The sequence below is a fragment of the Lentzea sp. NEAU-D7 genome, from assembly GCF_026242055.1.
GTDB lineage: Bacteria > Actinomycetota > Actinomycetes > Mycobacteriales > Pseudonocardiaceae > Lentzea.
The window spans coordinates 1-11,294 of the sequence record NZ_JAPJDL010000037.1 but is presented as its reverse complement, the minus strand read 5'-3'; the positions used below and the strand labels follow the sequence as shown (position 1 = coordinate 11,294).

Annotated in this window: 8 protein-coding genes; 5 read left to right on the top strand and 3 right to left on the bottom strand. The window is 70.0% G+C overall.

Annotated features, from left to right (window positions below):
* The first annotated feature begins 215 nt into the window (after positions 1–215).
* Together eccD and mycP are read left to right on the top strand one after the other, a co-directional pair.
* Positions 216–1,619 (top strand): type VII secretion integral membrane protein EccD, encoded by a 1,404-nt coding sequence (gene eccD / locus ORI60_RS43165; RefSeq protein WP_266043794.1) that lies wholly within the window; start codon positions 216–218, stop codon positions 1,617–1,619.
* Entirely contained in the window at positions 1,616–3,028 is a 1,413-nt protein-coding gene (mycP, locus tag ORI60_RS43160; RefSeq protein WP_266043793.1) for a type VII secretion-associated serine protease mycosin, read from the top strand. Before eccD ends, mycP begins: the two co-directional genes overlap by 4 nt.
* A 70-nt stretch (positions 3,029–3,098) precedes the next feature.
* Here mycP and ORI60_RS43155 read toward each other — a convergent pair whose 3' ends face one another.
* The 3 genes from ORI60_RS43155 to eccB form a co-directional block, all read right to left on the bottom strand.
* Entirely contained in the window at positions 3,099–4,163 is a 1,065-nt protein-coding gene (locus ORI60_RS43155; RefSeq protein ID WP_266043792.1) for a WXG100 family type VII secretion target, read from the bottom strand.
* Positions 4,163–4,492 carry a hypothetical protein gene (locus tag ORI60_RS43150; RefSeq protein WP_266043791.1) on the bottom strand — a complete coding sequence of 110 codons (330 nt, stop codon included), beginning with the start codon at positions 4,490–4,492 and terminating at the stop codon, positions 4,163–4,165. The genes ORI60_RS43155 and ORI60_RS43150 overlap by 1 nt, the downstream gene beginning before the upstream one ends.
* A gap of 103 nt (positions 4,493–4,595) precedes the next feature.
* Positions 4,596–6,212, bottom strand: coding sequence for a type VII secretion protein EccB (eccB, locus tag ORI60_RS43145; RefSeq protein WP_266043790.1), 1,617 nt, complete (start codon positions 6,210–6,212; stop codon positions 4,596–4,598).
* 270 nt (positions 6,213–6,482) lie between these two features.
* Between eccB and eccE the strand changes: the two genes are divergently transcribed.
* From eccE to ORI60_RS43130, 3 genes are all read left to right on the top strand, one after another.
* Positions 6,483–7,688 carry a type VII secretion protein EccE gene (gene eccE / locus ORI60_RS43140; RefSeq protein ID WP_266043789.1) on the top strand — a complete coding sequence of 402 codons (1,206 nt, stop codon included), beginning with the start codon at positions 6,483–6,485 and terminating at the stop codon, positions 7,686–7,688.
* Positions 7,685–8,410, top strand: coding sequence for a hypothetical protein (locus ORI60_RS43135; protein ID WP_266043788.1), 726 nt, complete (start codon positions 7,685–7,687; stop codon positions 8,408–8,410). The genes eccE and ORI60_RS43135 overlap by 4 nt, the downstream gene beginning before the upstream one ends.
* Positions 8,411–8,665: 255 nt before the next feature.
* Complete coding sequence (locus ORI60_RS43130) at positions 8,666–10,228, top strand: S8 family peptidase (protein WP_266043787.1); 1,563 nt, start codon at positions 8,666–8,668, stop codon at positions 10,226–10,228.
* Positions 10,229–11,294: the final 1,066 nt, after the last annotated feature.

The following is an 11,294-nucleotide window of genomic DNA, read 5'->3' as shown; positions in this document are numbered from 1 at the left end:
TCGACTCGTTACGCCACCAGTAGCAACCGACACTATTGCGCATCCGCGCGCGTCACGAAGGTGGGTCGGAAAAAAACCCAGTCGAACGTGTTCTGCGAACCACACGTGCAAGAGGCGTCGGTGCGGCCATACTAGGGCCGCTCGGCAACCGTCCAGGTGGACCAATAGGGTCGGGCACATCGTTTGCAAGCGCTGATCTGACTTAGGGGGCCCTGGTGGCGACCGGTACGACGGTGTTCAGCCGTGTCACGGTGGTGGCACCTCGAACGCGTATCGACGTCGCGCTGCCTGCCGACGTGGCGGTGGCCGATCTCCTGCCGATGTTGCTCGACATGGCGAGAGAGGCGACTCCCGACGGTGGTGTGCGGCACGGGGGCTGGTGCCTCGCCAAGCTCGGCGACAACCCGCTCGACCCGGCGCGCACGCTGGCTTCGCTCGGCGTCGTCGACGGCGAACTGCTGCAGTTGCGGCGCCGCAACGAGAATCCGCCTCCGCCGTTGTACGACGACGTCGTCGACGCGATCGCGGAGTCCGATCCGGACTCCTTCCGGCCGTGGACGAAGGAGACCGCGCAGCGGTTCGGTCACCTGGCCGGCGCGCTCGCGCTGATCGCGTCCGCGGTGGCGTTGTTCCTGTCGGGCCCGATCACGCAGGGCGGTTCCGGCAGCGGTCTCGCGGCCGCCATCGCCGGTGGTGTCGGCGCGATCGCCATGCTGGCGGCCGGTGCGACCATCGCGCGGGCCTACAGCTCGGCGTCGACCGGTGTGCTGATCGCCGCGTGCGGTTCGCTGCCACTGGCGTTCGTCGCGGGCTTCCACGCCGTTCCCGGCGTCGGCTTCAACCCGAAGATGCTGCTCGCGTCCGCGCTGATGATGATCTTCGCGTGGGGCGGCATCCTGCTGATCGGCCAGGGCATCACGGTGTTCATCGCCGCGGCGACCGGCGGCACGCTCGTGGCGCTGGCGTTCCTCGTGGCGACGTTCGTCGAGCACCCGCTGTCCGGCGTGGCCGCCGCGACCGGTGCCGTGGCGCTCGCCGCGCTGTCGATGCTGCCGAGGCTCACGCTGCAGCTCGCCAAGATCCCGCCGCCCGTCGTGCCGACGAACGCCGAGGACCTCAAGGAGGACAGCGGCTTCCCGGAGTACGCGGTCATCGAGCGCCGCACGGCCGTCGCGCACGAGTACCTGACGGGCATGATCATCGGCACCGGCGTGGTCGCGGCACTGGCCGCCATCGTCGCCGCGGGCGCCGACACGATCTGGGGCCCGATCTACGGCGTGGTCGTCGCGATCGTGCTGATGATGCGCGGCAGGGCGTACGCGAACGGCGCGCAGGCCGTGGCACTGCTGTCGACCGGCATGCTCGCCAGCGCGGGCATCCTGCTCGGCTGGCTCATCTCGTCGTCCTCGTTCAACCGCATCGCGTTCGTCTTCGGCGCGCTGCTGCTGCTCGGCGCCCTCGCACTGGTGCTCGGCGTGATCTTCCCCGGCCAGAAGTTCTCGCCGCCGCTGCGCCGCACCGTCGACATCATCGAGGCGATCCTGATCGCCTCCGTGCTGCCGCTGGCGTTGGCGGTCATGGACATGTACCAGGTCTTCCGAGGCTTGATCACGCTATGAGGACCGGCATCAGGCGCACCACGGCGGCCGCGACCGCCGGACTGCTTCTGCTGACGGGGACGCTGCCGCAGGCCTCCGCTCAGCCGTCCTCCACCCCGGCGGCCGCGCGGCCGAACTCGGTGCCGCCGGACCTGCCGCCCGGCACCCAGCCCCCGGCCGACGACGGCAAGCCGGACGTGAAGTACGTGCGCACCAACAAGGGGTGCGTGGAGTCCGACACCAAGAGCGAGCTGATCGAGTACAAGCCCTGGGGCCAGGTCTACCTGAACCTGGAGCAGGCGCACAGGTTCGCCAAGGGCAAGGGCATCAAGATCGCGATCATCGACACCGGTGTCGACCCGCGCAACCCCCGCTTCGGCAACCGGGTCGTCCCCGCCGGCGAGTACGTCGACAACTCCGGCGGCAAGAACGGCACCGACGACTGCGACGGTCACGGCACCGAGGTGGCGGGCGTCGCCGCGGCGGCCAAGACCGAGGGCGACTTCGTCGGCGCCGCACCGGAGGCGACGATCCTCGCGATCCGCCAGACCAGCGACCGCTACGAGTTCAAGAGCGAGACGGACCAGCGCTCGTCGGCGGGCAAGGTCGGCACCCTGGCGATGGCCATCGTCCGCGCGGCGAACCAGGACGCCAAGGTCATCAACATCTCGCTGACGAACTGCAACCCTCCCAAGGGCTTCAGCGCGGACGACCAGAAGCTGCAGGCCGCGATCCGGTACGCCGTCGACGTCAAGGACGTGGTGATCGTCACGGCCGCTGGCAACCTGAGCGACCAGGGAACCGGGTGCGGCGCCCAGAACAACAACATGGACTCGACCAACGTCAACTCGGTGTCGTCGCCGGCGTGGTTCGCCAACGACGTGCTGTCGGTGGGGTCGATCGCGCGCTCCGGCGACGTCTCGTCGTTCAGCGTCTGGGGCCCGTGGGTCAGCATCGCCGCGCCGGGCGAGGAGATCATCTCCGTCGACCCCAAGGGCACCGGCCTGACGAACGCGAACGTCACCGCGCAGGGCGTGCAGGACATCAAGGGCACGAGCTTCGCGGCGCCGTACGTCGCGGGCATCACGGCGCTGGTGCGCGAGCGGTTCCCGAACCTCAAGGCGCGTCAGGTGATGGAGCGCCTCAAGGCCACGGCCCTGCACCCCGGCAACGTGTCCGGCAAGGACAACAAGGTCGGCTTCGGCATGGTCAACCCGGTCGCCGCGCTGACCGCCGTGCTGCCCGGTGAGGCAGCGGGGTTCAAGGCGGCGGAGCCGAGGGAGATGAACACCGACGTCACCCCGCCGCCGGGGCTCGACTGGCCGCCGATCATCGTGGCGCTGAGCGGCATCGGTGTCGGTGGAGCACTGCTCATGCTGACGCTGGTCGTCCGCAACTCGCTCAACCGCAAGCGCAAACAGCCCGCCTAGCTCTCAAAGCAGAACGAAATGGCCCCGCCGGTCTCACCGGCGGGGCCGTTTCCGTTGTCGGGCGAACGGTTCAGTCGTCGCCGATCGTCTTCGGCGCGGCCTTCTTCGGTTTGCCGAGCAGGTCGTCGATCGAGCCGGTGAGCCGTTGCTTCGGCTTGTGCTCCTTGTCGCCGCCCTGCTGCCCGCCCATGCCGCCCATCATCGGCGCCATGCCGCCCATCATGCCGCCGGCAGGGGCCCCAGAACGGCCACCAGCGGCCGCGGCGGGCTGGGCCGCCCCAGCACCCTTGTCCGCCAGTGGAACCTGCTCAGCGATGCCTGTGGCGCCGCCGAACTGCATCGGCTGCTGGGCCGCGGCGGCAGGCGCGCCGACCGAGCCGACCCCACCGCCGACTCCTCCGCCGACACCGCCGCCACCGCCACCGACCGAGCCGCCTGGAGACGCACCCGTGCCCGCGGCGGCCGTGGCCGAAGCCCTCGCCGGTTCGGGCGTCGTGGTCCCGAGCTTGGCGGGCGCCGTGTAGGTCCAGTTCTGCTCGGGGTACTTGTGCTCCATCCGCACGACACCGAAGCCACCGGCCTCACCGGAAACCCCGTCGCACAGCTTGAGGAACGCCTCCAGCACCTGCCGCGCGGACTCGTGCAGCTCGCGAACGGGATCCTTGAGCTCCTCGATGTGCCTGATCGCGCGCTGGTCGCCGTCGAGCGGCAGCGCGGCCGTGCCGGACACCGAGTCGGCGGCGTCGGCCAGCACGTGCGCCATGTCCTGCACGATGACGCGCACGCCGTCCGCGGTCTCCTCCAGCGCGTCCGCCATGGCGTTCATCGCGTCGGACATGTCGCCGCCCGCGAGCCCCACCTTGCGCATGTGGTCGAGGAACGCGTCGGCGTCCTTGCCCTCCCACCGCGCGTCGACCCCGCCCAGCGGTGCCGAGACGTGCTTGTGGACCGCCTCGGTCACCTTCGCGGCCTTGCGCCAGCGTTCGGCTTCCTCGCGCAGGTCGTTCCAGTCGCCCACCAGCGGGTCGAAGAAGTCGTGCACGAGGTCCACGACCCCGAGCTTGCGGCTGACCTGCGAGAGGTAGTCGAGCTCGGGACCGACCTCGGCCGCGATCTGCTTGCCGTCCTTGACCATCACAGCTCCCCGTACCGCCGGTCGGCCGTCCTGATGGCCCGCAGACTCTCCTCGTCGCCCTGCCCGTGCTGCTTCGCGACGGCGTGCAGTCCCTTGGAGGCCGCCTCGAACGCGTCACAGGCGCGGGCGAGCTGTGAGTTCAGCAACTCGGCCGCCCGCGCGTACCCCTGGGCCGTGCCGACGGTTCTGCCGATCTCGCCGAACGACTGGGGGCGCAGCGGGGACACCTTCATGGCGTCCCGCACCCGCCTCAGGTCATCCGTCGTCCCGTCGATGCGGTCGGCGTACTTCTCCAACCACTCGGCATCGACGCTGATACGACCGGCCACGGCTAGTCCCCCTACGACACTCCGGGTGCTGAACGTGGTGGCGATGAGCGACCACCACCACGCTTCGTCCGCATTCGACGGTGATGCACCCGGAGCGGTTCCGCTACTTCTGCTGAACCGCCTGCGGATCCTTGATGGTGCCCTTGGGCGCCGGGATCGAGTCGTAGCTGCGGTTCGCGTCGTTCTTGTTGAGCTGCGGCCCCATCGGCAGCAGGCTCAGGATCTGGTTCGGTGCCGGCGGGAAGCTCCCGTCGAGCCCCAGCGCCGCCGCCGTCGCCCCGTCCGGGACGCCGTAGCGGACACCGCGACCCGTGACGATCTGCACCGGACCGGTTCCGAAGTCGTTCTTGCCCTGGCTCGCCCGCACGACGGCGGCCTTGCCCGGCAGCATCAGGAACTGGTCGATGATCTCGCCACCCGCACCCGGCGAACCGAGTTCGGTGGGGGTCATCTCCTTCGGGCCCGGCAGCGCGGAACCGATCGTCACCGACGTGTGCTCGGCGCGGTTGTCCGCGGCGACGTTCTCGGCCTTCCAGCCGAGGCACAGGACGACGTTGTTGGCGTTCGGCTCCAGCGTGGTCGGGATCTTGGTCGGGTACGAGTCGAGCGCGAGCGGGTTCTTCGGGTCCCGGTGGTCCGCGATCGCGCTCGGCGAGAGCTTGATGGCCTGCCGGTTGTTCGAGTACGCCCAGCGCAGCAGGTCGCCGACGGTCTCCTCGACGGTCTGGAAGCCGTCCTCCAGCGCGACCATGGACTCGAAGCCGTTCTGCCGCTCGACCTGGACGACCTCACCGATGTTGACCTTGGTCTCGGTGACGTAGGTCGCGGGCTTGCCCTGGTTCGGCATGACCGGCGCGGTCAGCGGGGCGACCTCGGGGATCGCGTTGAGCAGCGCCGTGCTGATCGCACGGGGCTTCTTGTTCTTCAGCTTGAGGGCGTTGAGCGCCTTGTCGTTCTTCAGGTCCACCTCGGCGCGGACCGTCGACGACGAGATGTCCCGCAGGGACTGGGGCGTCTTGTAGATCAGGTACGCCTTCTTCGCGCCCGTGCGCTGCTGGACCAGCACCGCCTCGCCGCCCAGTTCCGGGTTGCCACCGCTCACACCCGCGATCACGGAGGTCCTGATCTGGTTCTCCGCCGCCTGGTCCTCGCGGAACTTGTCCAGCTGGAGGGTGTCGCAGACGGACCACTGCGCGTCGATGCGGAGGTCCTGCTTCGGCAGCACGTCCGGCGCGTCCGGCAGACCGGTGAGCCTGCCGCGCGGCAGGTTCGCCAGCGCCTTCTCGCTCACGAGCTTCGGGGTGCCGCCGGCCGCCTCAGCCGGGGCGCCCGCCGTGCCGGCCGGTGCGTCGCCGCCGCCCTGACCCTGCTGGGCGTCGGGGCTGTTGCGCGAGAGCCAGAGCAGCCGGGCCGACGCCAGGTTCGTCATCGGGATCAGCCGCCGCGGCGCGCTGTCGACGACGTAGACCTGGCCGGTCTCCTTGCTGATGGCGATCTGCGTCTGGTCGTCGAGCCTCGGTGCCGGGCTGAAAAGTCCGACCACGAGGAAGCCGATGAGACCGACGACGCCCAGGACGACACCCACCGCTGTGGCACGCGAGTGGTTGCGCATGGGGTCGTGCAGCATCACCGCGTCTCTGCGGACCAGAGCGGACTGCATCCGCCGCAGGACGAATTGGTAGGCCTGGACCTGTGACTTGGTGGTGGGTGTTGATGCCATTCTCGGCTCGCTGCTCTCCCAGTCGCGGTACGGTTCGGCAGGATAGCCGGACGCAGGTTGCTCCGTGGGCCGGTTCGCCAAGCCCACCGACCATCGAGGGGAAAGAGACCACAACGGATGTCCGTGACCACTCCACATCCGCCCCGGCCCAACCCAGGGATGGCACGGCCGCAGGGACCTGGGGGTCCTGGCCAGCAGGCACCCGCGCCTCCGCGTCCGGTCGGGCGTGTCCGTCGCAGAGCCGCCGGCGTGAGCCTGGGCTCTTTGCCCGTGTCGAACGTAGTCACGATCGAGGTCGGTCTCGCCATCGCCCTCCTCGTGCTGACGATCATGGGCGTGAAGCAGGGCGACGCGCTGAACGTCGTCTCCGTCTCGATCGCCGGCGGTGTGCTCCTCGTCGCACTGGTCCTGGCCTTCACCCGGTCGCGCGGCCGCTGGCTCACCCAGTGGATCGGCGTCCGCCTGCGCTACAACTTCCGGTCGCACAGCCGCACCGCGAAGCGCGCGGAGTCGCAGGAGTCCAAGCCCGGTGACGACGAGATGCAGGTGCTCGGCCCGGAGGACCCGCGCGTCGCGTTGCTGCGCCTCGCCATCCCGGACCTGGTGATCGCGAAGGGCGTCGACCACGAACGCCGCCCGCTCGCGCTGTCGTGGCACGACGGCGTGTGGACCGCGGTGCTGCTGGTCGACCCGACACCGCCGCTGATCTCCGCGGTCGGCTCGGCCCCCTCGCTGCCCCTGGGAGCGCTCACACCGTGCCTGGAGGACCGCGGTGTCGTGCTCGACGCGATCACCGTGATCTGGCACTGCTACCCCGGCAGCGCGGCACTTCCGCCGAACTCGCCGGCCATCAGCTCGTACATGGAGGTGCTCGGCCCGCTGCCCGCGGCGGCCCGGCGCACCACGTGGATCACGGTCCGGCTGGACCCGCGCCGCTGCGGCGAGGCGATCCGGGAGCGCGGCGGCGGCGTCGTCGGCGCGCACCGGGCGCTCATCGGCGCGTTGTCCCGCGTCCGCAACGCCCTGGAGTCCGCCGGCGTCACGATCCGCCCGCTCGACGCGGACGAGCTGCTGCGCGCGGCGATCTCGTCGGCCGAGCTCACCGCGGTCGTCGGCAACACGAACCCCGTGTCGTTGCGGGAGAAGTGGTCGGGCGTCACCGCGGGTGGCGTCGGTCACGCGAGCTACGCGATCACCGGCTGGCCGTCCAAGGGCCTCAAGGGCAACCTGAACTCGCTGACCGGTGTGCGCGCTCTCTCGTCGACGCTCGCGATGTCCATCTCGCCGTCCCGCGAGGACGGTCAGGTCTCCCTGCGCGGCCTGGTGCGCGTGAGCGCCCGCACGCCGAGCGAGCTGGACCGCGCCGAGGACCAGCTGTCCAAGCTGGGTGACAAGCTCGACATCACGCTGACCCCGTTGCGGGGCATGCAGCTCGCGGGCCTCGCCGCGACGCTGCCGCTCGGAGGTGTGGCATGAGCTCGTCCCGTCTGCTCGACACCCGCGGCCGCGGCGCGGTGGCACCGGAGTTCCTGGTGTCGCCGACCATGCTCGACCTGGTCAGCCCCAGCGGTGACCGCGGCGGCATGATGCTCGGCCAGGGCACGAAGGGCGAGCCGCTCAGCGTGTCCGTGCTGCGCCCGACCCCGACCCGCATGGTGGTCGTCGGCGGCCTGTACCTGGCCCGCCAGATCGCGTTGCGCGCCATGGCGACCGGAGCGTGGATCATCATCGCGACCGGCCGCCCGCAGGCGTGGCAGCCGGTCGTGCGCGCCGCGGGCCAGGGCCCGGACGGCCGTCCGTCCCAACTGGTGCAGCTGCGCCGCCTGTCCCCGGCGGACCTCCCGCGCCCGACCGAGGACATGCCGCTGCTCGTGATCCACGACGGCGGCCACGTCCCGCAGGAGCTGTTCCCGCCGCGCGCGCCGTGGCAGACCACGATGTACGTGCTGCCGTACCTGCACCCGCAGGCGTCGTCCACGGCGAACAACGCGGACCTCGTGCTCCTGCAGCGCCTCCCGATGGGCCAGGCGCAGCTCGCCGGTCAGATGTGGCGCCTGCGCCCGCAGATGTTCCAGCAGCTCACGCAGCTCAAGGACGACCAGGTCATCGCGATGGGCCAGGACATGTGGGCGCACCTGCGCCTCTACACGACTCCGGCAGAACAGCAGATCCTCGGAGCGGTCCGCAGAGGCGATTGAGAGAGCACCCGATCGCCTGCTCCCAGCCGATTGAGACGCTCCACGAAATAGGCGAAACTTGCGCCCCGAACGGTTCATCGTTCGGGGCGCAATTGTTCTGTAAAGAGATCAGCGGAACCAACTAATTCACAGGACTGACCAAATCTGTTGATTCGGCATTCGAAGGCAATTTCGTGGACCTTCTTGTGCCAAATCAGTCCGCGCCACTAAGAAAACTCTCACCTGCACAACCCTGCGACGAGGGAGCTTGCTGCTATGGGAGAATCGTGGGCCAGACGAGCGGCTGGAATCGGGCTGGTGGCGGGCACTGCGCTCGTCCTGTCGTCCGTCTCCGCCACCGCTGCGCCCGAGGGGGAGATTCGCAACCTCGGTGCGTCCAACGCCGTCAAGGACAACTACATCGTCGTGCTGAAGGACATGAGCACGTCAAGTGTCGACAGCCTCAGCGCTAAGTACGGCGCGAAGGTGAAGCACTCGTACAAGTCCGCTTTGCGCGGTTTCTCCGCGCAGATGTCCGAATCCCAGGCGAAGCGCCTGGCAGCAGATCCGGCCGTCGCCTACGTCGAACAGGACGGCGAGGTCCGCATCTCCGACACGCAGGCCCCGACCCCGTCGTGGGGCCTCGACCGCATCGACCAGCGCACGCTCCCGCTGGACAACAGCTACACCTACCCGAACCGCGGCGCGGGCGTCACCGCGTACATCATCGACACCGGCATCCGCCTCACCCACACCGACTTCGGCGGCCGCGCGGTGTCCGGCGCCGACACCGTCGACAACGACGCGGACGCCTCGGACTGCAACGGCCACGGAACCCACGTCGCGGGCACCGTGGGCGGCACGAAGTTCGGCGTCGCGAAGGACGTGAAGCTGGTAGCCGTCCGAGTCCTCAACTGCTCGGGCAGCGGCACCTTCGCCGGCGTCATCGCGGGCATCGACTGGGTCACCGCCGACGTCCAGAACAACCCGGCCCGCAAGCCCGCGGTGGCGAACATGTCCCTCGGCGGCGGCGCCAACCAGACAGTCGACGACGCCGTGGCGCGCTCCATCGCCGCAGGAGTCACCTACGGCCTGGCAGCCGGCAACGACAACGGCGGCAACGCCTGCAACACGTCCCCGGCCCGCACCCCGGCAGCCATCACCGTCGGCTCGACGGACCGCACCGACGCCCGTAGCTCGTTCTCGAACCTCGGCAACTGCCTGGACATCTTCGCGCCGGGCCGCGACATCACGAGCGCCTGGCTCACGAACGACGACGCCACCAACACCATCAGCGGCACCTCGATGGCCACCCCGCACGTGGTGGGCGCGGCAGCCGTGTACCTCGGCTCGTCCCCGACGGCAACGCCGCAACAGGTCCGCGACGCCCTGGTGGACAACGCCAGCTCCGACGTCGTCACAAACCCCGGCACCGGCTCCCCGAACAAGCTCCTCCAGATCATCGGCACGGCCCCCGGCAACCCGCCCGGCCAGTGCCCGGCGATCACCAACGACACCGACACCGCCATCCCGGACGCCAGCGAGGTCAAGTCCCCGATCACGATCGGCGACTGCAACGGCAAGGCCAGCACCACCGGCTCCGTGAAGGTGGCCATCAAGCACACCTACCGCGGCGACCTGGAGGTGGCCCTGATCTCCCCCTCGGGCATCGTGAAGGTCCTGAAGGTCAGCAACGGCTCAGACAGCGCTGACGACCTCAACGCCACCTACGCCGTGAACGTGTCCGCAGAGGACGCCAACGGCACCTGGCAGCTGCGGGTCCGCGACCTCTACCGCCAGGACACGGGCCACATCGACTCGTGGACGCTCGACATCTGACAGCCAGCCGCACCACCCAGGAGCCCCCGGTGCCACCCGCCGGGGGCTCCTCCCCTTTCTCAGGACCACGCAGGCTGGCGCAGGGGTACCCCCTGGTGAAGGGTCCCCCGCAACCCAACGTACAGAGCAGGTCTGACACTCCGACAAGGTCAACGCGGCGCAGCGGCGCAGCGGCGAGGCGGGACGGACGGGCAGAGCGGACGGGCGCGGTGGACCGGGACGGGCGGACGGGGCGGACAGGGGCAGGGCAGAGCGAGCCGACAGACGGGGCAGGACCAGAGCGCGGTCGGGCAGAGCAAGGTCGGGCAGGCGGGTGAGGCGCCCCGGCCATGCGAGGCGGGCCAGACAGAGCGATGCGAGGCGAGGCGAGGCGGGCTCGGCCGGGCAAGGCAAAGCGAGGCGGGGTGAGCCTTATGAGGTTGGCCCGTGCCGGGTTGGGCCGAGCCGGGCTGGATTGAGCCGGGCCAGCGTGCCGTGCCGTGCTGGGCCCCGTGCCGTGCCGTGCTGGGCCGTGCCGTGCCGTGCTGGGCCCCGTGCCGTGCCGGACTGAGCCGTGTCGTGCGGGCCGGGTTGGGCCTGAGCCGATAGGGCGCGAGGCAAGACAGCCGGGGTAAAACGAGGCGGCGTGAACCGGGCGCGGTAGTCCCGGCGGCGCGAGGCAAGGCAGAGCGGGATTGGATGCGGTCGGGCGAGGCGTAGCGGGCATAGCAGGCTGGGCACGGCGGAGCTGGCCGGACGGGCCGGAGCAGGCAAGGCGGGCTGGGCACGGCGGGCCGGACGAAACGGATGTGTGCTGAACCGCAAGCGAGGAACCACGCGAGCCCCAGGCACCGCCAGACCGCAGTCACCCACCGAATCGCACACGATGCCGAAGGCGAGCCAGCCAACTCAACCGCGATGCCGAAGGCGAGCCGTCCGTACCAAACGGTCCGGGTGGGGTGGTCCCGTCACGAGTCGCACCTCAGCTCTTGCTGCATCTGAAGGGGAGGGTCAAGTCGACACGCTCTTCGTCGACTTGACCCTCCCCTTCAGATGTGGCCCGCTCGGGTGCGACTCGTGACGGGAC

Excerpts from the sequence above, each read along its gene's own strand:
- eccB (WP_266043790.1), bottom strand. The coding sequence starts at position 6,212 with ATGGCATCAACACCCACCACCAAGTCACAGGTCCAGGCCTACCAATTC.
- mycP (WP_266043793.1), top strand. The coding sequence starts at position 1,616 with ATGAGGACCGGCATCAGGCGCACCACGGCGGCCGCGACCGCCGGACTG.
- ORI60_RS43155 (WP_266043792.1), bottom strand. The coding sequence starts at position 4,163 with ATGGTCAAGGACGGCAAGCAGATCGCGGCCGAGGTCGGTCCCGAGCTC.
- ORI60_RS43135 (WP_266043788.1), top strand. The coding sequence starts at position 7,685 with ATGAGCTCGTCCCGTCTGCTCGACACCCGCGGCCGCGGCGCGGTGGCA.
- ORI60_RS43130 (WP_266043787.1), top strand. The coding sequence starts at position 8,666 with ATGGGAGAATCGTGGGCCAGACGAGCGGCTGGAATCGGGCTGGTGGCG.